General features: G+C 68.0%; 26 protein-coding genes. 16 read left to right on the forward strand and 10 right to left on the reverse strand.

All coding sequences use genetic code 11. The features are described 5' to 3' along the window. Positions 1-17 precede the first annotated feature (17 nt). The 3 genes from G6N14_RS02325 to rsmA all read left to right on the forward strand — a co-directional run bounded on the left by G6N14_RS02325 (position 18) and on the right by rsmA (position 3,023). Positions 18-875, forward strand: a complete 858-nt coding sequence (locus G6N14_RS02325; protein ID WP_179960798.1) for a TatD family hydrolase — start codon at positions 18-20, stop codon at positions 873-875. 109 nt (positions 876-984) lie between these two features. Then, positions 985-2,103 (forward strand): resuscitation-promoting factor, encoded by a 1,119-nt coding sequence (locus G6N14_RS02330; protein WP_085135553.1) that lies wholly within the window; start codon positions 985-987, stop codon positions 2,101-2,103. After that, positions 2,076-3,023, forward strand: a complete 948-nt coding sequence (gene rsmA, locus G6N14_RS02335) for a 16S rRNA (adenine(1518)-N(6)/adenine(1519)-N(6))-dimethyltransferase RsmA (RefSeq protein ID WP_085135611.1) — start codon at positions 2,076-2,078, stop codon at positions 3,021-3,023. Before G6N14_RS02330 ends, rsmA begins: the two co-directional genes overlap by 28 nt. On the opposite strand, the gene G6N14_RS02340 is transcribed toward rsmA, so the two are convergent. Then, entirely contained in the window at positions 2,942-3,778 is an 837-nt protein-coding gene (locus tag G6N14_RS02340) for a serine/threonine-protein kinase (RefSeq protein ID WP_085135552.1), read from the reverse strand. The genes rsmA and G6N14_RS02340 overlap by 82 nt on opposite strands. Before the next feature lie 151 nt (positions 3,779-3,929). Here G6N14_RS02340 and G6N14_RS02345 point away from each other — a divergent pair, with 151 nt between their 5' ends. The 3 genes from G6N14_RS02345 (at position 3,930) to G6N14_RS02355 (ending at position 8,295) form a co-directional block, all read left to right on the forward strand. Further along, positions 3,930-5,396, forward strand: a complete 1,467-nt coding sequence (locus G6N14_RS02345; protein WP_085135551.1) for a PE-PPE domain-containing protein — start codon at positions 3,930-3,932, stop codon at positions 5,394-5,396. Between the two features lie 50 nt (positions 5,397-5,446). After that, positions 5,447-6,409, forward strand: coding sequence for a 4-(cytidine 5'-diphospho)-2-C-methyl-D-erythritol kinase (locus G6N14_RS02350; protein WP_085135550.1), 963 nt, complete (start codon positions 5,447-5,449; stop codon positions 6,407-6,409). 251 nt (positions 6,410-6,660) lie between these two features. Further along, complete coding sequence (locus G6N14_RS02355) at positions 6,661-8,295, forward strand: fatty acyl-AMP ligase (protein ID WP_085135549.1); 1,635 nt, start codon at positions 6,661-6,663, stop codon at positions 8,293-8,295. A 62-nt stretch (positions 8,296-8,357) separates the two neighbouring features. Here G6N14_RS02355 and pth read toward each other — a convergent pair whose 3' ends face one another. The 9 genes from pth to glmU all read right to left on the reverse strand — a co-directional run bounded on the left by pth (position 8,358) and on the right by glmU (position 14,871). After that, the gene (gene pth / locus G6N14_RS02360; protein WP_085135548.1) at positions 8,358-8,945 is read right to left on the reverse strand and encodes an aminoacyl-tRNA hydrolase; all 588 of its coding nucleotides are present in this window, start codon (positions 8,943-8,945) and stop codon (positions 8,358-8,360) included. A gap of 12 nt (positions 8,946-8,957) precedes the next feature. Then, entirely contained in the window at positions 8,958-9,575 is a 618-nt protein-coding gene (locus G6N14_RS02365; protein ID WP_085135610.1) for a 50S ribosomal protein L25/general stress protein Ctc, read from the reverse strand. Between the two features lie 137 nt (positions 9,576-9,712). Then, on the reverse strand, positions 9,713-10,585 hold the full coding sequence (locus G6N14_RS02370) for an oxidoreductase (RefSeq protein ID WP_085135547.1): 873 nt from the start codon (positions 10,583-10,585) through the stop codon (positions 9,713-9,715). 28 nt (positions 10,586-10,613) lie between these two features. After that, positions 10,614-10,844 carry a hypothetical protein gene (locus G6N14_RS02375; RefSeq protein ID WP_407663060.1) on the reverse strand — a complete coding sequence of 77 codons (231 nt, stop codon included), beginning with the start codon at positions 10,842-10,844 and terminating at the stop codon, positions 10,614-10,616. A gap of 38 nt (positions 10,845-10,882) precedes the next feature. Beyond that, positions 10,883-11,242, reverse strand: a complete 360-nt coding sequence (locus G6N14_RS02380; protein ID WP_085135545.1) for a heme-binding protein — start codon at positions 11,240-11,242, stop codon at positions 10,883-10,885. A 58-nt stretch (positions 11,243-11,300) separates the two neighbouring features. Beyond that, positions 11,301-11,960: an LpqN/LpqT family lipoprotein gene (locus G6N14_RS02385; RefSeq protein WP_085135544.1), complete on the reverse strand. Its 660-nt coding sequence runs from the start codon at positions 11,958-11,960 to the stop codon at positions 11,301-11,303. Further along, positions 11,957-12,301, reverse strand: coding sequence for an arsenate reductase (glutaredoxin) (gene arsC / locus G6N14_RS02390; protein ID WP_085135543.1), 345 nt, complete (start codon positions 12,299-12,301; stop codon positions 11,957-11,959). The genes G6N14_RS02385 and arsC overlap by 4 nt, the downstream gene beginning before the upstream one ends. 1 nt (position 12,302) lies before the next feature. Beyond that, positions 12,303-13,283, reverse strand: coding sequence for a ribose-phosphate diphosphokinase (locus G6N14_RS02395; protein ID WP_046316747.1), 981 nt, complete (start codon positions 13,281-13,283; stop codon positions 12,303-12,305). A gap of 109 nt (positions 13,284-13,392) precedes the next feature. After that, positions 13,393-14,871: a bifunctional UDP-N-acetylglucosamine diphosphorylase/glucosamine-1-phosphate N-acetyltransferase GlmU gene (gene glmU / locus G6N14_RS02400; protein WP_085135542.1), complete on the reverse strand. Its 1,479-nt coding sequence runs from the start codon at positions 14,869-14,871 to the stop codon at positions 13,393-13,395. Positions 14,872-15,342: 471 nt separating this feature from the next. On the opposite strand from glmU, the gene G6N14_RS02405 reads away from it, so the two are divergent. The 10 genes from G6N14_RS02405 to G6N14_RS02450 all read left to right on the forward strand — a co-directional run bounded on the left by G6N14_RS02405 (position 15,343) and on the right by G6N14_RS02450 (position 23,526). Next, a complete protein-coding gene (locus G6N14_RS02405) occupies positions 15,343-15,642 on the forward strand; it encodes a PE family protein (protein WP_085135541.1) in 300 nt (99 codons plus the stop codon). 19 nt (positions 15,643-15,661) lie between these two features. Further along, on the forward strand, positions 15,662-17,137 hold the full coding sequence (locus tag G6N14_RS02410; protein WP_085135540.1) for a PPE family protein: 1,476 nt from the start codon (positions 15,662-15,664) through the stop codon (positions 17,135-17,137). Positions 17,138-17,206: 69 nt separating this feature from the next. Further along, positions 17,207-17,503: a WXG100 family type VII secretion target gene (locus G6N14_RS02415; RefSeq protein WP_085135539.1), complete on the forward strand. Its 297-nt coding sequence runs from the start codon at positions 17,207-17,209 to the stop codon at positions 17,501-17,503. 17 nt (positions 17,504-17,520) lie between these two features. Further along, positions 17,521-17,805, forward strand: coding sequence for a WXG100 family type VII secretion target (locus G6N14_RS02420; RefSeq protein WP_085135538.1), 285 nt, complete (start codon positions 17,521-17,523; stop codon positions 17,803-17,805). Positions 17,806-18,080: 275 nt separating this feature from the next. Then, positions 18,081-19,478, forward strand: coding sequence for a sugar transferase (locus G6N14_RS02425; RefSeq protein ID WP_109559792.1), 1,398 nt, complete (start codon positions 18,081-18,083; stop codon positions 19,476-19,478). Between the two features lie 115 nt (positions 19,479-19,593). Further along, complete coding sequence (locus G6N14_RS02430; protein WP_085135536.1) at positions 19,594-20,205, forward strand: SIS domain-containing protein; 612 nt, start codon at positions 19,594-19,596, stop codon at positions 20,203-20,205. Next, positions 20,202-20,807: a D-glycero-alpha-D-manno-heptose-1,7-bisphosphate 7-phosphatase gene (locus G6N14_RS02435; protein ID WP_163787008.1), complete on the forward strand. Its 606-nt coding sequence runs from the start codon at positions 20,202-20,204 to the stop codon at positions 20,805-20,807. Before G6N14_RS02430 ends, G6N14_RS02435 begins: the two co-directional genes overlap by 4 nt. Continuing rightward, positions 20,788-21,519, forward strand: coding sequence for a transaldolase (locus G6N14_RS02440; protein WP_085135535.1), 732 nt, complete (start codon positions 20,788-20,790; stop codon positions 21,517-21,519). The genes G6N14_RS02435 and G6N14_RS02440 overlap by 20 nt, the downstream gene beginning before the upstream one ends. Positions 21,520-21,532: 13 nt before the next feature. Beyond that, positions 21,533-22,555, forward strand: coding sequence for a GDP-mannose 4,6-dehydratase (gmd, locus tag G6N14_RS02445; protein WP_085135607.1), 1,023 nt, complete (start codon positions 21,533-21,535; stop codon positions 22,553-22,555). A gap of 8 nt (positions 22,556-22,563) precedes the next feature. Then, positions 22,564-23,526, forward strand: a complete 963-nt coding sequence (locus G6N14_RS02450; protein WP_085135608.1) for a GDP-L-fucose synthase family protein — start codon at positions 22,564-22,566, stop codon at positions 23,524-23,526.

Genomic DNA, 23,526 nt, shown 5'->3' on the forward strand with positions numbered 1-23,526 from the left:
ACCGTTCACCCTATTGTGTGCGGGTGAGTTCCAAACGATCAGCCAAAGCTCCGCCGCCCGCGCCCGAGCCGTTGAGTCCGCTGGTCGACGCCCACACCCATCTGGACGCCTGCCTCGCCCGCGGTGGCGACGCCGCCGACGGTGCGGTGTGCGCGATCATGGACCGGGCCGCCGCGGCGGGGGTCCAGCTGGCGGTGACCGTCGCCGACGATCTGGCGTCGGCTCGTTGGGTGACCCAGGCCGCCGACGCCGATTCGCGGGTTTATGCCGCCGTCGCGCTGCACCCCACCCGGACCGACGCGCTCGACGACGCCGCCCGGGCCGAGATCGAGGAACTGGCCGCCCACCCGCGGGTGGTGGCCGTGGGGGAGACCGGCGTGGACCTGTATTGGCCGGGGCGTTTGGAGGGTTGTGCCTCGCCGCAGACCCAGCGCGAGGCCTTCGCCTGGCACATCGATCTGGCCAAACGCACCGGCAAGCCGCTGATGATCCACAACCGCGACGCCGACGACGCCGTGCTGGACGTCCTGCGGGCCGAGGGACCGCCCGAGACGGTGATCTTCCACTGCTTCTCGTCGGGGAAGGACATGGCTCACACCTGCGCCGACGCGGGGTGGATGGTCAGCCTGTCCGGGACGGTCACCTTCAAAAACGCTCGTGAGCTGCGCGAAGCCGTCGCGGTTGTCCCGCATGAGCAGCTGCTGGTGGAGACCGACGCGCCGTTTTTGACTCCGCACCCGTACCGCGGTGCACCGAACGAGCCCTATTGTCTGCCATACACTGTCAGGGCGCTGGCCGACCTGCTGGGAACCTCGGCAGTCGAGCTGGCGGAGGTGACGAACCGCAACGCCCGGCGGGTCTACGGGCTGGACTGAGGGTCGAGCAGGTCACACCCGGTTGCCGACCGCCGGCAGTTTCGTTACCTTTCCGTTATCAACCTGGGGCGCCGTGAGGGCCCCAGTCCCGTGTCGTAGGGGTTGTGATTTGAACGCTTTGACCAGACTGCATCAGGCGCCGTCGCCGATGCTGCGGGTTCTGGTCGGCGCCATGCTGCTGGTGCTGACCTTCGCGGGCGGCTTCGCGGTCGCCAGCGCCAAGACGCTGACGCTCGACGTCGACGGCACCCCCGTCACCGTCACCACCATGCGGTCGCGCGTCATCGACGTGGTCGCCGAGAACGGCTTCGAACTCGGCGAACGCGACGATGTGAGTCCCGCCCGGGATGCGCGGGTGCACGACGCCGACACCATCACGGTCCGCCGTGGCCGGCCGTTGCAGCTGTCCCTGGACGGCCGCGAGCCTCAGCAGGTCTGGACGACGGCACTGTCGGTGGATGAGGCGCTGGCCCAGCTGTCGATGACCGACACCGCTCCGGCCGCGGCGTCTCGTGGCAGCCGGGTCCCGCTGGCCGGGATGGCGCTGCCGGTCGTCAGCGCCAAGACCGTCACGATCGACGACGGTGGCCAGCTCCGTACCGTGCGCCTGGCCGCGCCGAACGTGGCCGAGCTGCTCGCCGCCGACGGCGCCCCGCTGGAGCAGGCCGACAAGGTCATCCCCGCGGCGTCGACGCCGATCACCGAGGGCATGCACATCGAGGTGACGCGCATCCGGGTCAAGCAGGTCACCGAGCGGGTGCCGCTGCCCCCGACGGCCCAGCGCATCGAAGACCCGACGATGAACGTCAGCCGTCAGGTGGTCGAAGACCCGGGCACGCCGGGCACGCAGGACGTCACCTACGCGGTTGCCACGGTCAACGGCGCCGAGACCGGCCGCCTGCCGGTCGCCAACGCGGTGGTGGCCGCGGCCCGCGATTCGGTGCTGCGGGTCGGCGCCAAGCCGGGCACCGAGGTGCCGCCGTCGGTCTACGGTGCCGCCTGGGACCGCATCGCCAATTGCGAGTCGCACGGCAACTGGTCGATCAACACCGGCAACGGCTTCTACGGCGGTGTGCAGTTCGACTACGGCACCTGGGTGGCCAACGGCGGGTTGCGCTACGCGCCGCGGGCCGACATGGCCACCCGCGAGGAGCAGATCGCCATTGCGGAGGTCACCCAGGCCCGGCAGGGCTGGGGCGCCTGGCCGGTGTGCAGCGGGAGACGCTGACCATCGGGCTACTCGGGGCCGGTGACATCAGGGCCCTGGCGCAAGAACTCGACCTGCGGCCCCGCAAATCGCTGGGGCAGAACTTCGTCCATGACGCCAACACCGTCCGCCGGATCGTTGACGGCGCCGGCGTCACCGCCGACGACCACATCCTCGAGGTCGGACCCGGGCTGGGCTCGCTGACCCTGGCGCTGCTCGAACGCGGCCCCACGGTGATCGCCGTCGAGAAGGATCCGGTGCTGGCGGGCCGGCTGCCGCGGACCGTCGCCGAATACGCGCCCGCCGACGCGGCCCGGTTGCAGGTCCTCGGTGCAGACGTGCTGACCGTGCGCCGTGACGATGTCGCGACCAGCCCGACGGCGATGGTGGCCAATCTGCCCTACAACGTGGCGGTTCCGGCGCTGCTGCACCTGCTGTCGGAGTTCGACTCGCTGCGCACCGTGACGGTCATGGTGCAGCTGGAGGTCGCCGAGCGACTGGCCGCCGAGCCGGGCGGCAAGGACTACGGGGTGCCCAGCGCCAAGGCGCGCTTCTTCGGCACGGTGCGCCGCTGCGGCACCGTACCGCCGAGCGTGTTCTGGCCGGTGCCACGGGTGAACTCCGGGCTGGTGCGCATCGACCGCTACGACACCGCCCCGTGGCCGGTGGGCCAGGAGTTCCGTCGCCGGTTGTTCTCGCTGATCGACGTCGCGTTCGCCCAGCGCCGCAAGACCTCCCGCAACGCGTTCGCGAACTGGGCCGGCTCCGGAGCGCGGTCGGCGGAGATACTGGAGGCGGCCGGCATCGATCCGACCCGTCGCGGCGAGACCCTGGCGATCGCGGACTTCGTTCGCTTGCTTCAGGTTTCGGATGCGGCGGGGGCGGCGGGCGACAGCAGCGCTCGCGACAACTCTGCGCAGAACTCGACGCAGGAGTCGTAGCGGCTCGCCGGGAACTTCGCCAGCGCCCGTTGCACGACCACGTCGGCGGCCCGGGCTCCCGGTCCCAGGCTGGCCGACAGGGCAGGGGCCAGTAGTCGCAGGTGCGCGTCGGCCAGGTCGGCGGCGTCGCGAGCGGTGAACGGCGGAGCCCCGGTGAGCAACTCGACCGCGGTGCACGCCAGGGCGTACTCGTCGGTGGCCGCCGAGGGCGCCTTGCCGTGCAGGATCTCCGGTGCGGTGTAGGGCAGCGACACCTCGCGGGCGCCGGAATGCCGGGACCGGTGGCGGACGTCGTCGACGACGGCGTGGGCCTCCCCGAAATCGGTCAGCACCGCCCCGGCGTGGCCGAAGTCCGCGGGGATGAGGATGTTGGCGGGTTTGACGTCGCCGTGCACGATGCCGCGACGGTGTGCGTAGTCCAGTGCCGCGGCCACCTGGGCCAGCGCGGTCAGCCGGTCCGCGAGCGTGCGCAGGCCGCTCGCCTTGCCTCCGTCGACGTACTGCATCGCCAGCCAGAACGGCCCGTGTCGATACACCGCGACGATATGGGGGTGCTTGAGCGCGCTGGCGAACGCGAACTCGCGGCTCAGCCGGGCCTGCTGCGCGGGGGAGCGGTGCGCCTCGTCGAGGACCTTCAGTGCCACGGGCACGGCGGGACTGCCGGGGGCATAGGCCCGATACACCACGGCGTGCCCCCCGCGGCCGACCTCGCGGTCGATCACATAGCCGCCGTAGCCGACCCCGGCTCCCGCCATGGGCTCAGGTTAGGGCGGCGCAGCCCGGTTGGGTGCAGATACGGCCGGCGCGCAGATAACTGAGAGAAACATGATCGTAACGGTAGAAATACATGACGTTTCGCTGGTGAAAGGTAATAATCAACTCCCATCCACCATCCGAGAGGCGGCCATGACAGCTCTTTCGACCCGCAATCCCCGCTCGCTCGGTGCGGTGCCGCTGGCACTGGCCGCCCTCGCCGCAGCGGGCGTCGCGCCGGTGCCGGCGGCCGGGCCGGCCGCGACCGCCAAGACGGTGGTGGCGCAGGCCACGCTGCTCGACACCGAGTCGTGGATCATGGGCGGCAGTGGCCTCCCGATCCCAACGCCGCAGTATCTGAGTGCCCTCACCGAGCGGTATCTCGACCCGGCGGTCCCCAAGTTCCCGGGCCAGCCGACCTTCCCGGTGGACGCCACCAACGCCCTGTTCACCCCGGAGGGTCTCTATCCGCTCACCGGCGTGAAAACGCTGCCGCTGGACACCTCGGTGCAGCAGGGGTCCACCATCTTGTTCCACACCATCATGGAGGAGATCGGCAAAGGCAATGACCTTGTCGTGATGGGATATTCGCAGAGCGGCATCATCAACGGCGTGGTGATGGACAAGCTGCTGGCGCTGCCCGAAGAGCTGCGGCCCACGGCCGACGAGCTGTCCTTCGTGACGTTGGGCAGTCCGTCCAACCCCAACGGCGGCCTGCTTCCCCGCTTCGACATCCCCGGCGTTCCGCTGAGCCTGGCCAGCCTGGGTGTCACGTTCAGCGGCGGCGCGCCGTCGGAGACCCCGTGGGCGTCGGTGAACTACGCACAGGAATACGACGGGTTCGCCGACTTCCCGAAGTACCCACTGAACGTCCTGGCCGACCTCAACGCCTTCATGGGCATCCTGTTCATCCACCGCACCTATCCGTCGTTGACCGACGAGCAGCTGGCGGCCGCCATCGAGCTGGACGTCTCGGAGGGCTACGCGGGCAACACCCGGTACTTCATGATCCCCTCCGAGAACCTGCCGCTGTTGGAACCGTTGCGCAGCAACGCATTCGGCGATGCATTCGCCGATCTGTTGCAGCCCGTGCTGCGGGTGCTGGTCAATCTCGGCTACGGCGACATCGAACACGGCTGGGACCAGGGTCCGGCGGACATCTCCACACCGTTCGGTCTGTTCCCCGACGTCAACCCGATGGACGTGCTCACCGCCCTGGCCAACGGCGCTCAGCAGGGTTGGACCGACTTCGGCGACGCCCTGCAGGACCTGTCGTCGGGCAGCGCGGCGGACTGGTTCGGCCTGGACACCGGCGCCGCGCTGGACTTCTCCCTGCCCAGCCTGAGCGAGGTCGTCAACGCGTTCAGCAGCGCTGCGGCCTCGCTCTACGCGACCCTGCTGCCGACCGCCGACATCATCAACTCCCTGGTGACCAGCCTGCCGGCCTACAACGTGAGCCTGTTCTTCGACGAGTTGCTCTCCGGTGACCTGGTCGGGGCGATCGGCATGCCGTTGGCGGCCACCACCGGACTGGTCACCATGGCGGCGGGGTTCCAGGCGGCGGTGTTTGCGGAGGCGTTCGCCGCCATCGAGCAGGACTTCGCCGATCTGTTCTCCTGACCGGCGCGACCGCCGTCGCCGAGCCGCCTCGGACCGTTAGTCTCATCGGCGTGACCGCATCCGACGGAACTGCCGCCACCGAGTGGTCCCCGACCGGTTCGGTCACCGTTCGGGTACCGGGCAAGCTCAACCTCTACCTGGCCGTCGGCGACCGCCGGGAGGACGGCTACCACGAGTTGACCACCGTGTTCCATGCGGTGTCGTTGGTCGACGAGGTGACGGTCCGCGACGCCGACGTGCTGTCGCTGCGGGTCGGCGGCGAGGGCTCCGACGTGCTGCCCACCGATGAGCGCAACCTGGCCTGGCAGGCCGCCGAGCTGATGGCCGAGTACGTGGGCCGGGCTCCGGACGTGGCGATCAGCATCGACAAGTCGATTCCGGTGGCCGGCGGTATGGCCGGCGGCAGCGCCGATGCCGCGGCGGTGCTGGTCGGGATGAATGTGCTCTGGGAGCTCGGTGTGCCGCGCCGCGACCTGCACGCGCTGGCCGCCCGGCTGGGCAGCGACGTGCCGTTCGCGCTGCACGGCGGTACCGCATTGGGCACCGGCCGCGGCGAGGAACTGGCGACGGTGCTCACCCGGGAGACGTTCCACTGGGTGCTGGCGTTCGCCGACCGCGGGCTGTCCACCCCGGCGGTCTTCGCCGAGTTGGACCGGCTGCGCGACACGGGTCGCCGGCTGCCGGAGTCGGGCGATCCCGAGCCTGTGCTGGCCGCGCTGGCCGCCGGTGACCCGCAGCGATTGGCCGGACTGCTCGGCAACGATCTGCAGGCGGCGGCGATCAGCCTCAACCCGGCGCTGCGCCGAACCCTGCGCGCCGGTGTGGAGGCCGGCGCGCTGGCCGGTGTGGTGTCCGGTTCCGGGCCGACGTGTGCGTTCCTGTGCGGGTCGGCGGCGTCGGCGGCCGACGTCGCCGTGGAGCTGTCGGCGTTGGGCGCGGGGCGGGCGGTACGGGTGGCCAGCGGCCCGGTCTACGGGGCCCGGGTGGTGCCGTCGTCGGTCAACGGAGCCTGACAGTCGCACCCGACACGCGGGCAGATTTGCCCCGTGGATTAAGAGGAGTTTAAGATAGCCCGCGGTGACCAAATGCGGCCAGGACATCCCTGCAACCCAGACGCTCCTGATCTGGTGGGCCGCGCATTACGGTATCGAGATCTAACCGCCACCGAATTGTGCGCGCGTGCCTCTCGCAAAGTGGTCTCCAGCAGGTGGAACATGAAATCTGAGCCCGTATGGAAAGTACTGGTGCCGGCTAGGAGGCCGTCGTGAGCAGGTTTACCGACAACATGTTCCGTAGTGCCCGGGAATCCACCAAAGGCATGGTCACCGGCGAGCCGCACACACCGGTCCGGCACACCTGGGCCGAGGTTCATGAGCGGGCCCGCCGCATCGCCGGCGGACTGGCCGCGGCCGGTGTCGGTCCCGGGGACGCGGTAGGGGTGCTTGCCGGTGCCCCGGTCGAAATCGCCCCCACGGCCCAGGGCGTGTGGATGCGCGCCGCCAGCCTGACCATGCTGCACCAGCCCACCCCGCGCACCGACCTGGCGGTCTGGGCCGAGGACACCATGACCGTCGTCGACATGATCGACGCCAAGGCCGTCATCATCTCCGAGCCCTTCATGGCGGCGGAGCCGGTGTTGACCGCCAAGGGCCTGAAGGTGGTCACGGTCGCCGATCTGCTGGCCGCCGAGCCGATCGACCCGGAAGAGGCCGGCGAGGACGATCTGGCGCTGATGCAGCTGACGTCGGGTTCGACCGGGTCGCCGAAGGCCGTGCAGATCACCCACCGCAACATCTACTCCAACGCCGAGGCGATGTTCATCAGCGCTGAGTATGACGTCGAAAAGGACGTCATGATCAGCTGGCTGCCGTGCTTCCACGACATGGGCATGATCGGCTTCCTGACCGTGCCGATGTACTTCGGTGCCGAGCTGGTCAAGATCACCCCGATGGACTTCCTGCGCGACACGCTGCTGTGGGCGAAGCTGATCGACAAGTACAAGGGCACCATGACGGCGGCCCCGAACTTTGCCTACGCCCTGTTCGCCAAGCGGCTGCGCAAGCAGGCGACCCCCGGCCAGTTCGACCTGTCCACGCTGCGGTTCGCACTCTCGGGTGCCGAGCCGGTGGAGCCGACCGACGTCGAGGACCTGATCGACGCGGGCCGGCCCTTCGGCCTGAAGCCCGAAGCCATCCTGCCGGCCTACGGCATGGCCGAGACGGTGCTGGCGGTGTCGTTCTCCAAGTGCGGTGCGGGTCTGGTCGTCGACGAGGTCGACGCCGACCTGCTGGCCGCCCTGCGTCGTGCGGTTCCGGCCACCAAGGGCAACACCCGCCGGCTGGCCTCGCTGGGGCCGCTGCTGGAGGGCATCGAGATCCGGATCGTCGACGAGCACGGCAACGCGTTGCCGGCGCGCGGCGTGGGCGTCATCCAGTTGCGCGGCGAGCCGGTGACCCCGGGCTACCTGACCATGGCGGGCTTCCTGCCGGCGCAGGACGAGCACGGCTGGTATGACACCGGCGACCTGGGCTACCAGATGGAGAACGGCCACGTGGTGGTGTGCGGCCGGGTCAAGGACGTCATCATCATGGCGGGCCGCAACATCTACCCGACCGACATCGAGCGGGCCGCCGGCCGAGTCGAGGGTGTCCGGCCGGGTTGCGCGGTCGCGGTGCGCCTCGATGCCGGGCACTCCCGGGAGACCTTCGCGGTCGCCGTCGAATCCAACGCCTGGCAGGATCCGGCCGAGGTACGCCGCATCGAGCACCAGGTTGCCCACGAGGTGGTCACCGAAGTCGACATGCGGCCCCGCAACGTGGTGGTGCTCGGGCCGGGCAGCATCCCCAAGACCCCGTCGGGCAAGCTGCGCCGGGCCAACTCCATCGCGCTGGTCACCTAGGGTCCTGGACACCTGGACCGGGAGCCCCCAGGCCGGTGGCGGGGGCGTCGTCGCGCGTTCGGTTACGCGCCCCAGGCGTGCACGATGTTCTGGGCGGGCTCCAGCCCGCGCTCGATCAGCAGTTCGGTGGCGTCGGCGGCCTGCTCGCAGATCGTCGGCAGCACGTCGCGCTCGCAGGCGGTGAACGGCTGCAACACGAACGCGGCCGGATCCTGGCGTCCCGGGGGGCGGCCGATTCCGAGCCGAACCCGCTGAAAGTCCTTGCTGCCCAGGACGGTGGCTATCGAACGCAGCCCGTTGTGGCCGCCCTCGCCGCCGCCCTGCTTGAGCCGGATCCGGCCGAAGTCCAGGTCCAGGTCGTCATGGATCACCACGACGCTGCTCGTGGGCACCGAGTAGAACTTGGCCACGGGGCCCACCTGGCGCCCCGACTCGTTCATGTAACAGCGTGGCCGGGCCAACACCACCGGGCGCCCGCACAGGCGCCCGGTGGCCACGTCGGCGCCGGAGCGCTTGTGCAGCTTGAATGTCGACCCGGCCCGCTCGGCGAGCAGGTCGACAACCATGAAGCCGACGTTGTGCCGAGTGCGGGCGTAGTTCGGGCCCGGATTGCCCAGGCCGACCACCAGTATCGGGGGTGACTCGGCCACGCCGCGCTCGGCCTACTCGGACGCGGCGGCGTCGCCGCCTTCGCCGCCGGCTTCCCCGCCCTCTTCGGCCTCGGCGCTCGGGGCCTCGATCACGTTGATCACCAGCAGTTCGGGGTCGGAGACCAGGCTCGTGCCCTTGGGCAGCTCCAGGTCGCCGGCGGTGATCTGGGTGCCGGCCTGCACGGCCTGGACGGAGACGGTCAGCTGCTCGGGAATCGACAGCGCTTCGGCCTCGATCTCCACCGCGGTGGCGTCCTGGGTGACCAGGGTGCCGGGGGCGGCGTCGCCCTCGAGGACGACGTTGACCTCCACGATGACCTTCTCGCCGCGGCGAACGACCAGCAGGTCGGCGTGCTGGATGGTGCGACGGATCGGGTGGATCTCGAGCGCCTTGGTCAGCGCCAGCTGCTCGGTGCCCTCGATGTCGAGGGTGAGTACCGCGTTGGTGCCCGAGTGGCGCAGCACGGCGGCGAAGTCTTTCGCCGGAAGCTCCAGGTGCTGGGGGGTGGTGCCGTGGCCGTAGAGGACGGCGGGAACCCGGCCGGCCCGGCGGGCCCGGCGCGACGCGCCCTTGCCGATCTCGGTCCGCACCGAGGCAGTCAGCTGGTTGGTTGTCGGGGTCTTGGCCATGGGGACTCCTTGGGTGGTACGGGTGGGCATCAGGCACGGCCAGATCGCGACAACCACCTAGGAGGTCCTCGTCGATAACGGCAGCCCAAGGGGGCCGCCCTCGCCGTGACGCCCGGTCAGGCTAACGCATCAGCAGCTCAGATCTGAAATTGAACCCCGGTGAGCTGCTCGGACAGTGTCCACAGACCGGCGGCGGTGGACCCGCTCTTGGCCGGCCGGCTGCGGCCGACCGGACCGCTGCGGCCCAGCAGGCCGAACCGCGGGCCGATGAAGGTGTTGCCGGACAGGTCCTGCGACGCCGCGTAGAGGGTCTGCCGCGCTCCGAAGTCGGCGCTGGTCGCCAGGGTCCAGTTGCCGAGCGTGCGGGTCAGCAGGTCGGCGACCCGATTGCCGGTGTGGCCCTGCAGGTTGGTGCTCGAGTAGCCGGGGTGAGCGGCCAGCGCCCGCAGCGGCGACCCCGCTGCCACGAGCCGGCGCTGGAGTTCGCTGGTGAACAACAGGTTGGCCAGCTTGGACTGGCCGTAGGCCCGCCACGGCGAATACTTCCGCGACTTCCAGTTCAGGTCGTCGAGGTTCACCTGGCCGATCCGGTGCGCGAATGAGGACACCGTGACCACCCGGTCGGTAAGTCTGGGCAGCAGCAGGTTGGTCAGCGCGAAGTGGCCCAGGTGGTTGGTGCCGATCTGACTTTCGAAGCCGTCGACGGTGGCCGCGTGAGGCACCGCCATGATGCCGGCGTTGTTGATCAGCACGTCGACCTGCGCGGTGTCGTCGGCGAAACGGCGCACCGAGGACAGGTCGGCCAGATCCAGGGGGCGAACCGTCACATCGCCGGGCATTCCCGCCGCCGCGGCCTGCCCTTTGGCGGTGTCGCGGACGGCCAGGGTGACGGCGGCGCCCACTCGCGCAAGCTCGCGCGCGGTCACCGCGCCCAATCCGCTGTTGGCGCCCGTGACGATCACGGACCGGCCGGCGAACGACGGCAGATCGCCGGCGGTCCAAGACGTCATGGCCACACTCTAGTGATCAGGTGCGCGCTCAGTGGCAGTTCGCCGTGTGCACCCAGCGCCCGTTGTAACCCGTGCAGACGGTGGGTGGCGGTGGCGGCGGGGGCGGCGGCACGTCTTCGGGCAGCGGCGCATAGTAGGCCGGTGGCGGCACCGGGTCGGCGCAACCGCTGACATACACGCGGCGGCCCACGCCTACGCAGCCCTGTGCGGTGGTGGTGCCGGCCGGTGTGAACACCACGACGGCCCCCGGCAAGCTCATCAGGGCCAGCGCCGCGAGGACCCCGATCCGGCGGGTAATCATTGGTCCAGCAGCGGGTGCTCGGCCTGGGGCAGTCCGCAACGGGCCCGGAAATCGGTCAGGGGCTGGCGCAGCCCGAGTAGGTCGGCGTGGGCCTGCGGATGGTCGGCGAAGAAGCTGCGGATCGCCTCGGGCACCTCGTCGTCGGGCCGGTCGCGCAGCTCGGTGTAGAACGCGTTGACGTCCGGATGCGCGTAGAGGTAGCCCGACGTGGAGGCGGTGACGCCGGTGACGGCGTTGGCCATATCGGCGGCGGTGCAGCCGGGTGGGGCGTCAGCCGACGCCGTGGGCCCCAGCAGGCCGGCGGCGACGGCGGCCAGCGCGGTAAGGCTCAGCGCTGACGGGCGAATGAGAGACATGGTGGGCTCCCTTCAACAGATGCGTGGCACTGTAACAAGACCTGAACGCCGATGCGGCTCACTTGGCGGCGACGGTGAACCCGGTCATGATCGCTTCGACGTCGGTGGCGTGTTTGGGTGCCTCGTCGGCCGGTGCGGTGACCGCCAGCTGCACCAGATAGCGCTGGTCTGCCGGTGCCGAACCGGTGGCGATCACCATCCGAAACCAGCTGTGCAGGCGCTGGCCGTCCATGTCGTAGGTGCCCTGCACCATCGAGGACGGGAAACCCTGGTAGTCCTCGTTGGAGGCGTCCAGCAACCGGAAATTCGGTGAGAGCTGGGCGTCGACCACCCCGTGCCGGATGGCCTCCTTCGAGTCGAAGTTGCCGTCGAGCTTGACCACGGTCAAGATCGCCCGCGGGAACTTCTCGCCCTTGCCGAGGACCAAAGTGGTCGACGGCAGCATCGGGCTTTCCTTCCTGGTCCAGCCCGGTGGTGTCGGGATCGACACGGTCAGGTCGGTGGGGGCGTTGGGGGCCACCGCCTCGGCGACCACCCCCTGGTCTTCGAGGTACCGCCCCACGGTCACCGGGGGTTCCGGTTCCGAGGAGGTGGTGGTCGCGGTGCCGTTTCCCCAAATCGAGTGGTAATCAGGGCTTTTGCTACCGCAGCCGGAGGTCGTGCCGGCCAGGACCGCGCACGCCGCCAGCGTCGCGGCCGCCGACCGAAGCGATCTCACAGGATCTCGCGGACCGCGTCCATCGGACGGGCCAGCCGGGTGCCTTTGCCGGTGACGACGAACGGCCGCTGGATCAGGATGGGGTTGGCGGCCATCGCGTCGAGCAGATCGTCGTCGGACGCTTCGGCCAGGCCCAGCTCGGCGTAGACCGCCTCGCCGGTGCGCACCGCGCCGCGTACGCCCACCCCGGCGGCGCTGATCAGCTCCGCCAGCTCCGCACGCGACGGCGGCGTCTTCAGGTACTCCACGACCGTCGGGTCGACACCGTGCTCGCGCAGCAGTTCCAGCGTTTTGCGGGAGGTCGAGCAACGCGGGTTGTGATAGATCACCGCGTCGGTCATATCAGGCGTCTCCGTCGAAAAGCCCGGTGACCGAGCCGTTTTCGAACACCGCCCGGATGGTGCTGGCCAGCAGCGGGGCGATCGACAGCACGGTCAGCTGCGGGAACCGCTTGTCCTCGGGGATCGGCAGCGTGTTGGTGACGATCACCTCGCTGGCGCCGCAGGCCGCCAGCCGCTCGGCGGCTGGGTCGCTCAGCACCCCGTGCGTGGCGGCGATGATCACGTTGCGCGCGCCGTCCTCGCGCAGCAGGTTGACGGCCGCGGCAATGGTGCCGCCGGTGTCGATCATGTCGTCGATCAGCACACAGGTCTTGCCGGCCACCTCACCGACGACGCGGTTGGATTTGACCTGGTTGGGCACCAGCGGGTCGCGGGTCTTGTGAATGAACGCCAGCGGAACGCCGCCCAGCGAGTCCGCCCACTTCTCGGCGATGCGCACCCGGCCGGAGTCGGGGGAGACCACCACGACATCGGAGTTGCCGTAGTTCTCCTTGATGTAGCCGATCAGCAGCGGCTGCGCCCGCATGTGGTCCACCGGGCCGTCGAAGAAGCCCTGGATCTGGTCGGTGTGCAGGTCCACCGTGACGATCCGGTCGGCGCCGGCGGTCTTGAGCAGGTCGGCCACCAGGCGCGCCGAGATCGGCTCGCGGCCGCGGTGCTTCTTGTCCTGCCGGGCGTAGGGGTAGAACGGCAGGATCGCGGTGATCCGCTTGGCGCTGCCGCGCTTGAGCGCGTCGATCATGAGCAGCTGTTCCATCAGCCACTGGTTCAGCGGCGCCGGGTGCGACTGCAGCACGAAGGCGTCGCAGCCGCGCACCGACTCGTCGAAACGCACGAAGATCTCGCCGTTGGCAAAGTCACGGGCGGTCTGGGCCGTCACCGGGACGTCCAGTTCCTTGGCGACCTGATCGGCCAGTTCCGGGTGCGCGCGACCGGCGAAAAGCATCAGGTTCTTGCGATTGTCTGTCCAGTCGTGGCTCACGTGCTGCCCCCGCCGTAGGAGATTTGGGAATTAGGACGAGTTAACTCGGGCCTTATGGTACGTAGCCGGCCGCGCAATTTCGCCTCGGGTCGCCTGAACGCGATCAACCTCACGGTGCGGGGTCGGGTTCGGTGCGGCCCGGCTCGCCGGCGGCGTTCGCCGCGTCGGCCGCCGCGGCGGCCGGGCTGCCGGGCCGTTTGCGCTGCACCCAGTTCTCGATGTTGCGCTGCGGTCCGGCCGACACCGCCAGCGCGCCCGGTGGAACATCGTGGCGGACCACCGTCCCGGCGCCGGTGTAGGCCCCGTCGCCGACGCTGACCGGGGCCACGAACATGGTGTCAGAGCCGGTGCGCACATGCGAGCCGATGCTGGTGCGCCGTTTGGTCTGGCCGTCATAGTTGACGAACACGCTGGAGGCGCCGATGTTGGAGTGGTCGCCGATGTCGGCGTCGCCCACGTAGGTCAGGTGCGGCACCTTGGTCCCGGTCCCGATGGTGGAGTTCTTGGTCTCGACGAACGCTCCCAGCTTGGCGTCGGCGCCCAGCACGGTGCCGGGGCGCAGGTAGGCGAACGGTCCGACCGTGGCACCGGCGCCGATCGACGACGAGGCGGCGTGGCTGCGGATCACCGACGCACCGTCGCCCACCGTGACATCGGTCAGGGTGGTGTCGGGCCCCACCGCACAGTGCGCGCCGATCCGGGTGCGGCCGAGCAGCTGCGTTCCGGGTGCCACCGTGGTGTCGCGCCCGATGGTCACGTCCACGTCGATCCAGGTGCTGGCCGGGTCGACGATGGTGACCCCGGCCCGCTGGTGCGCGGCCACCAGGCGCCGGTTGAGCTCGGCGGACAGCTCCGACAGTTGGACACGGTCGTTGACCCCGGCCACGCAGGCGGCATCGTCGACGTGGCGGGCGTGTACCACCTGGCCGTCGCCGCGGACGATGCCGATCACGTCGGTCAGGTACAGCTCGTGCTGGGCGTTGTCCGAGCCGAGCCGGCCCAGCGCGGAGCGCAGCGGCGCGATGTCGAAGGCGTAGATCCCGGCGTTGACCTCGCGGATCTCCCGCTGGGACTCGGTGGCGTCGGCCTGTTCGACGATCGCGGTCACCTCGCCGTCCTGGGTGTGCAGGATGCGGCCGTACCCGGTGGGGTCGGCCAGGGTGGTGGTCAGCACGGTGACGGCGGCCGGGGCGGTGCGGTGGGTGTCGATCAGGGCCTGCAGGGTGGCGGTGTCCAGCAGCGGGATGTCGGCGGAGGTCACCACCACGGTGCCGGTGAAGTCGTCCGGCAGGGCCGACAGGCCGCACAGCACCGCATGCCCGGTGCCCAGCTGCTGTTCCTGCAGGGCGATGTCGATGCGGCAGTCCAGGGCTTGCGCCAGCTTGGCGACCGGCCCGGCGATGCGCTCGTGGGCGTGGCCCAGCACCACCACCAGGTGACGGGGGGCCACGCCGGCGGCCGCCCGCAGGCAATGCGCGAGCATGCTGCGCCCGCCCAGCTCATGCAGCACTTTGGGGGTGTCGGAGACCATGCGGGTGCCGGATCCGGCCGCCAAGACCAGGATCACGGTGTCGTCGTGTGAAATCATCGAGCCCCACTTCTTCGCCGCGACTGTGCATGCCTGCGGTCCGCGTTGGTACGCCGCCGCCTCGCTCAGCCTTTCATCGCCCGCACCGTCGCGGCAAAGTCATCGCGCCTGTCGTACGCAGCGACAGCAGTGGCGGGCTGACTGGCCCGAGTGTTGTTACCGCTTTGGCCGAGTACCGGTACGGACTTTTTTAGGGTAACCGAGTACTCTAGCGCCCCGGCGCGGCCGGGTCTAAGAATTACCCATGGCACGTCCGCTGGATTCACGGATCCGGCGACGTTGCGGGGAAACTTCCCCCGCTTGTCTGGGCCGCTGCAGATGCTCGAGGCGGTCCGTTTGGGCCCCGTTCGCGTTCCCGCCCGCTCATTGAACGGGCTCGTCGAGACTTTTGTCCTGCGTAACTCTGTCCTGCGTAATCCCAAGGTGCGCAAGGCAGTACCCTTGCGCACTGCTGTAAGGGGGAGAGCACACATGTCGTATGTGACCACACACCCGGAGGTGCTGGCCGAGGTGGCCGGCAGCTTGCAGAAGGTCGGCTCGGTGATGACGGCCGAGAATGCGGCCGCCGCGGCCCCCACGACCGGAGTGCTGCCCGCGGCCGCCGACGAAGTATCGGCCCTGACCGCGGCCCAGTTCGCCGCACACGGCGAGATGTACCAGGCCGTCAGTGCCCAGGCTGCAGTGATCCACGAAATGATGGTGAACGCCCTAGGTATGAGCGCCAATTCGTACGCCCTCACCGAGGCGGCCAACGCGGTCGCGTCGGGCTAGACATCGCAGAGGCCCAGCCATGGACTACGGGGCGCTCCCGCCAGAGGTCAACTCCGGACGAATGTATGCGGGGCCGGGGACGGGATCGATGCTGGCCGCCGCGTCGGCTTGGGATGGTCTGGCAGCCGAATTGGAGTCCGCGGGTTCGACTTACCGATCGATGATCTCGGGGTTGATCGACGGGCAGTGGTTGGGGCCGTCATCGATGGCCATGGCGGCGGCCACCACTCCGTATGTGGAATGGATGACCACCACCGCCTTGCAGGCCGAAGAGGCGGCGTTTCAGGCGAAGGCGGCTGCAGCCGCGCACGCGGCGGCCTTCGCGATGACGGTGCCGCCTCCAGTGGTCGCGGCAAACCGGGCTCTGCTGATGGTGTTGGTCGCAACCAATTTCTTCGGGCAGAACACCCCGGCGATCGCCGCCAATGAAGCGGAATACGTCGAAATGTGGGCCCAGGACGCGACGGCGATGTACGGCTACGCCGGAAGCTCGGCCGCCGCTTCGAGGTTGACGCCCTTCGCGCCGCCGCCGTCGCCCGCCAACCCGGGCGGGCCGGCGCTGCAGAGCGCCTCGGTGGCCCAGGCTGCCGGCACCTCTGCCGGTACCGCGCAGCAGACGTTGTCGCAGATGATCTCCACTACGCTGCAAAGCCTGGCATCCCCCGCGACGTCGACTTCGTCGCCGGCTGGTCCGGGGCTCGTGGGCCAGCTGGTGAATGCGCTGGATACGGGCGGCCCCACTGTCCCCACCCCCACCCCGACCCCGACCGTGACATCGCCCTTCGGCACCATCGACGCCGGCAGCATCGTGAGCACGTTGTTCTCCCAGTATGCTTACCTGCCCGGCTTTTTCGGCATCTTTATGGCGTCCCAGGCGTTGGGTCCCCTGATGAATCCGGCCGCCGTCGCGTCCCTCACGAGCGCTGGGGGCGCTACAGCCCTGCCGCCGCTGGCCGCATTGGCCGATGCGGCGACCGCAGCGGGAACATCGGCGGGCGCGTCGGCAGGCGCGGCGATGGGCGCCGCGGCCGCCGGAGGCGTCATCGGATCAGGGTTGAGTTCGAGCCTGGGCAGTCTGGCGGGTGCCGGTCAAGCGGCATCTGTCGGGGCGTTGTCGGTGCCGCAGACTTGGGGATGGGCTGCGATGCCGCAGGTGGCGACACTCGCTTCCGCGAGTGCGCCGCTGGCGCTGTCGGCCGGCGAGGTCGCCGGCGGCATGGGTGGTGCGCCGCTCATGTTCGGTGCGTTGCCGGCGGCCGGAGCCATGGGCGCCGGGGCCATGGGCGCCGCCAAGGGGCCCGAGGGGGCCGTGCCTGCCAAATACATGCCACGCATGAAGGTGCTCGGTGGTTCACCGGCTGCCGGATACCCTGCCGAGCCGGTACCCGCGTCGCTCCCCGAGAACGCGATACCGCCCGGATTCGCGCCGCCGCCCCCCGGGTTCCGGTGTGCGCTGGTGTACCTGCCGGTCAGCGGACAGGAGCCACCGGTATGACGGCCCAACGTATTTGGATCGATTCGCCAGCAGCAGAAGCTTAACCCTATTTGAGATGGAGATCAGGAAATGCCCAGTCGCTTTATGACGGACCCGGACGCCATGCGGAGTATGGCGGGTCGATTTGATGTGCACGCTGCCACTGTGGAGGACGAGGCCCGGCGAATGTGGGCGTCATCGAGCAACATTTCCGGCGCGGGGTGGTCAGGGCTCGCCGAGCGCACGTCCTACGACACCATGGGGCAGATGCAGAGCGCGTTTCGCAACATCGTGACCATGCTGCACGGCGTGCGCGACGGCTTGGTTCGCGACGCCAACCACTACGAGACGCAAGAAGCTGCGTCCCAACAGATCTTGAGCAGCTAGGAAGGGGAGGTCGGGCTATGTCTATCAACTACCAGTTCGGTGACGTCGATGCCCATGGGGCGTTGATCCGTGCGCAGGCAGCATCGTTGGAGGCCGAACATCAAGCGATCATCCGTGATGTGTTGGCTGCCGGGGATTTCTGGGGCGGCGCCGGCTCGGTGGCCTGCCAGGAGTTCATCACCCAGCTGGGCCGGAACTTCCAGGTCATCTATGAGCAGGCCAACGTCCACGGGCAGAAGGTGCAGACGGCTGGCAACAACATGGCCAACACCGACGCCTCAGTCGGATCCAGCTGGGCCTGAGAACATCCCGGTGAGAGCGCAGGCCTGCCATGACCACTCAGCAGACCGAGTTGCCGGTGGCTGGCAATACCTTGCTCGACGGCGGTACTGGCGTCGGCGCCGAGGATTCCCCTGATCCGACCGGCCCTTCGCGGCTGCAGTCCGCGGTCTCCCATGTCGCTGAGGTGACCGCGCTGCCCCCCTTGTCGGCGCCGGTCTCCGACACAGTTGCGTTGCTGCCTGCAGCTGAGAGGTCTCTTCATACACGGTGGCAACACCGTTACGGGAAATGCCTTATGGCAACCGATTTCGCCGTTCTGAGCGCCGTTGTGGCGGTGGCGCAGATCCTGCGATTCGGAACCGTGTCAAACGGCAGTCTGTGGGCGGGAGCCGGTTCCGTGGGTTACGCGGGGGTCTCGGTACTGATCGTCTGTGCGTGGTCCCTGGGCCTGGCGATCTATCACACCCGTGCGCCACAGGTGATCGGAGCAGGACCCGAGGAGTTCCGCCGGGTGTGGACGGCCACCTTCTCGGTCTTCGGGGCCCTCGCCGTCGTGTCCACCCTGTTGAAGCTCGACATCGCGCGAGGCTATCTCGCGATCGCGTTTCCGCTCGGTCTTGTCGCGTTGTCCGCCAATCGCCGCGTGGCGCGCGCCTATATCTCGGCGCAGCGGCGCCGCGGGCGCTTCCTTACTGCCGTGCTCGCGATCGGAGAGCTCCGATCGGTCGCCGCCCTCGCGCGGTCGCTGACCCGGCATCCCGCCGACGGCTACGCCGTGGTCGGGGTGTGCACCCCCGGCGGCCCGCAACGCGGAGAGCTGGTCGTCCCGGATCTCGGGCGGCTGCGTGTGTTCCCCTACCAGGACGATATTCGGTACGCGATAGCGGCCTCGCGGGCTGACACCGTGGCGTTGACCTCGACGGCCGAGCTGGGGCCCGAAGGCGTCCACGACCTGTCGTGGCAGTTGGAGGAGCTCGGAGTCGACCTTGTCGTCTCGCCGGGAATCGTCGACGTAGCCGGCCCGCGGTTGACCGTGCGCCCGGTGGCCGACCTACCGCTGATCCAGGTTGACAAGCCGCAATATCAGGGAGCCAAGCAGTTTCAAAAGCGCGCATTCGACGTGTGCTTTTCCCTGCTGGCGCTGTTGGCTGCCGGCCCGATCATGATCGTCGCCGCCGTGGCCGTGAAAGCGACCGGCCCGGGCCCGGTCTTCTATCGTTCGGAACGCATCGGTCTGGACGGCCTGCCATTTCGGATGATCAAGTTCCGCACCATGGTTGTCGATGCTGACCGCCAACTGGCGCATCTGGTCGACCTCAACGACAGCGTCGGCGGTGTGCTGTTCAAAATCCGCAAGGACCCCAGAGTCACTCGGGTGGGCAGGCTGCTGCGCCGCTACAGCATCGACGAACTCCCGCAGTTCATCAACGTGCTGCGGGGAGAGATGAGCGTAGTCGGGCCCCGGCCACCACTGCCGGGCGAAGTCGAAGCCTATGACCACCGGGTCCGTCGCCGGCTTCTGGTCCGTCCCGGCATCACCGGACTGTGGCAGATAAGCGGCCGCTCCGACCTGTCTTGGGAGGACTCGGTGCGGTTGGACCTCTCCTACGTGGAGAACTGGTCGATGCTCAGCGATTTGGCGATCGCCGCGAAAACCGTCGGCGCGATCGGGGGTGGGAAAGGCGCGTACTGAGCTCCTGAATCGGAACACACAAAGAATCGAGGGGTGGGATGGACCGGCGTATAGCGCACCAGGGAGTCGAACACGAATGTGACCGCGATCTTCGCGAGGTCAAGGCGCGTCCATCATGAGCGCTGTGGCCACCGCTTACACCACCCAGTATCTGGAGGAGGTGAACAAGATTGCCGCACTGGTGGATCCGGCCACGATCGACCGGATGATCCAGCTGTTGTGCGGAATCCGGGAAAACGGGGGACGGTTGTTCGTCCTGGGGGTAGGCGGCAGCGCCGGCAACGCCGGACACGCAGTCAATGACTTTCGCAAGATCTGCGGGATGGAAGCCTACGCGCCCACCGATAACGTGTCGGAGCTGACCGCTCGGGTCAATGACGACGGCTGGGAGAGCTGCTTCATCAATTGGCTGAAGGGCAGCCGGCTTGGGTCCCGCGACGCGGTGCTGGTGTTCTCCGTCGGCGGCGGGAGTCTGGAACGAAACATCAGCGGCAACATCGTGCACGCGGTGCGGCACGCCAAGACTATCGGTGCGACCGTCTTGGGCATCGTGGGCCGCGACGGTGGCTACACCGCGCAGCAGGCCGACGCCTGCCTCGTCATCCCCACCTTGAGCCCCGAGACCGTTACGCCTCATGCCGAGTCCTGGCAGGCGGTGGTGTGGCACCTGATCGTCTCCCACCCCGACATGAAGGAACACGAGATGAAGTGGGAGTCGACCCGGTGACCGCGGCGGTGTTTCTGGATCGAGACGGAGTGCTAAATGAGTTGATCTTCAATCCGGCGACGGGCCAGTACGAGTCACCCCACAGGCCCGAGGATCTGGTCGTGATCGACGGCGTCATACCGGCACTGCGGCGTTTGGCCCGAGCTGGGTTCGCGCTCTTCGTGGTGTCCAACCAGCCCAGCTACGCCAAGGGCAAGACCACGTTCGAGAACATCCAGGGCATCCACCGTCGGCTGGAGGGTTCCTTGAGCGCCAATGGGATCGCCTTTGGCGACTATTTCTACTGTTATCACCACCCGGACGGGATCGTGCCGGGGTATTCGCAGAAGTGCCGGTGTCGCAAGCCGATGCCGTACTTCCTGTTGAAGGCGGCCAGCGAGCGCGGTGTCGATCTGGCCACGTCGTGGATGGTGGGCGACCAGGACACCGACGTGGAATGCGGTCAGCGCGTGGGCTGCAGGACGGCGCTGGTCACGAACGCGCATTCGGCTGCGAAGAGGGGTTGTTCGCGGCCCGACGTCACCGCGACGGCGTTGTCGCACGTTGTAGACCTGATTGTCCGTTGGAAGGGAGGTGGGGACAATGGCCCCGCTGAAGATTGACATCTACGCCGACGGCGCTGATGTGGATGAGATGCTGGCAGCGCTCAAGCAGCCTTACATCAGAGGCTTTACGACGAACCCGACGTTGATGCGTAAGGCCGGTGTGACCGACTACGAGGCCTTCGCCTCCCAGGTGCTGGGCCATATCAAAAGCCTGCCCATCTCCTTCGAGGTGTTTTCCGACGATTTCGACGAGATGGACCGGCAAGCGCGTTTCATCGACTCGTGGGGCTCGAACGTCTACGTCAAGATTCCGGTGACCAATACCGCGGGCGCGTCGGCGGCAGGACTCATCCGAACTTTGGCGTCGGATCGCATCAAGTTGAACGTGACGGCGTTGTTGACCGTCGATCAGGTCTGGGAAGTCGCCGGCGAGCTGAATCCGGACGTGCCGGCGATCGTGTCCGTCTTCGCCGGGCGCATCGCGGACACCGGCGTGGACCCTGTCCCGATCATGAAGGAGTCGTTGAAGATCCTGCAGTACCGGCCTAAAGCGAAGTTGTTGTGGGCCAGTCCACGTGAGCTGCTGAATCTGGTTCAGGCCGATCAGGTGGGTTGCCACGTCATCACGGTGACGCCCGACATCCTCAAGAAGCTGCCGATGCTCGGCCGCGACCTGGCGCAGCTTTCCCTGGACACCGTGAAGATGTTTCACAACGATGCGCACACGGCTGGATTCTCGCTCCGGACGCGTACCGATGCCTACATCTGAGGTGGAAGTTCCCGTGAAGCGAGCCCTGATCACCGGAATCACCGGGCAAGACGGCTCCTATCTCGCCGAATTGCTGTTGAGCAAGGGTTACGAAGTCCATGGGCTCGTGCGCCGGTCCTCGACGCTCAACACATCGCGGATCGACCACCTCTACGTCGATCCACACGAGCCCGCCGCACGACTGTTCTTGCACTACAGCGATCTGACCGACGGTGCCCGCCTGGTGACATTGCTGAGCACCATCGAACCGGACGAGGTCTATAACCTTGCGGCACAGTCGCATGTGCGCGTCAGCTTCGACGAGCCGGTGCACACCGGTGACACCACGGGTATGGGATCCATGCGGCTGCTGGAAGCCGTCCGGATCGCCAAGGTGGGATGCCGCTTCTACCAGGCGTCTTCCTCGGAGATGTTCGGGGCGTCACCACCACCGCAGAGCGAGGAGACCGCCTTCTATCCGCGGTCACCGTATGGCGCGGCAAAGGTCTACTCGTACTGGGTGACGCGTAACTACCGGGAGGCGTACGGCATGTTCGCCGTCAACGGCATCTTGTTCAATCACGAGTCACCCCGGCGCGGTGAGACTTTCGTGACCCGAAAGATCACCCGCGCCGCCGCCAGCATCAAAGCCGGCATGCAGTCCCATCTCTATGTGGGCAATCTGGCTGCTGTTCGCGACTGGGGGTATGCCCCGGAGTATGTCGAAGGCATGTGGCGGATGCTGCAGGCTCCCGTACCGGACGACTTCGTTCTTGCGACCGGCTTCGGCTACAGCGTGCAGGATTTTGCCCAGGCAGCATTCGATCATGCCGGCCTCGATTGGGAGAAGCACGTCAGATTCGACGAACGCTATCTGCGACCGAGCGAGGTCGATTCGCTGATCGGCGACGCCACCAAGGCAGCGAGAACGCTCGGCTGGACGGCATCCACACACACAGCCGAGCTGGCACGAATCATGGTGGACGCCGACATTGCCGCCCTGGAATGCGCGGGCCGGCCATGGATCGACAATCCGATGCTTGCTCTCCGGAGATGAGCGGCCCGATGGGCACGCCACCGTGCCCCCTCGATCGTGATTCCCCGGTATACATTGCCGGGCACCTCGGTCTGGTCGGCTCAGCCCTGTTGCGGAGGTTCCGAACAGAGGGATTCACCAACATTGCGCTGCGGTCGCGCGGTGAGCTCGACCTGACCGACCGGGCCGCGACGTTGGACTTCATCATGGAGTCAGCGCCGCAGGTCATTGTCGTCGCTGCCGCCAAAGTCGGCGGGATCTTGGCCAATAACACCTATCCGGCCGAATTTCTGTCGGAAAACCTGCAGATCCAGCTCAACCTGCTCGACGCAGCGGCTGCTGCGCGGGTGCCGCGCCTGCTTTTTCTCGGCTCTTCGTGCATCTATCCGAAGTACAGCCTGCAGCCCATCAATGAGAGCGCACTGCTCACCGGCCGCCTGGAGCCGACAAACGACGCATACGCGATCGCGAAGATCGCCGGAATCCTGCAGGTTCAGGCAGTCCGGCGTCAGTTCGGCCTTTCGTGGATCTCTGCGATGCCGACCAATCTCTATGGTCCCGGTGACAACTTCGCGCGATTCGGCTCGCATCTGCTGCCGGCCCTGATCCGCCGGTATGAAGAAGCCAGAGCGCAAGGCGCCCTGGAGGTGACCAACTGGGGCAGCGGAACCCCGCGGCGGGAGCTGCTGCATGTCGACGACCTTGCGAGTGCGTGTCTTTACATTCTGGAGCACTTCGACAGCCCCACTCACGTCAATGTGGGCACTGGCGTGGACCACACCATCGCCGAGATCGCCCGGATCGTTGCCGACGCAGTCGGTTACCGAGGTGAAACCCGCTGGGATACCGGCAAGCCGGATGGAATGCCGCGCAAACTGCTGGACGTCTCTGTTTTGGCGGATGCGGGGTGGCGGTCGGAGATCGGGCTGCGTGACGGTATCGAGTCGACGGTGGCGTGGTACCGCGACAACGCCGAGATGGCGAGGAGATGA

This window comes from Mycolicibacter hiberniae, from assembly GCF_010729485.1.
GTDB classification, from domain to species: domain Bacteria; phylum Actinomycetota; class Actinomycetes; order Mycobacteriales; family Mycobacteriaceae; genus Mycobacterium; species Mycobacterium hiberniae.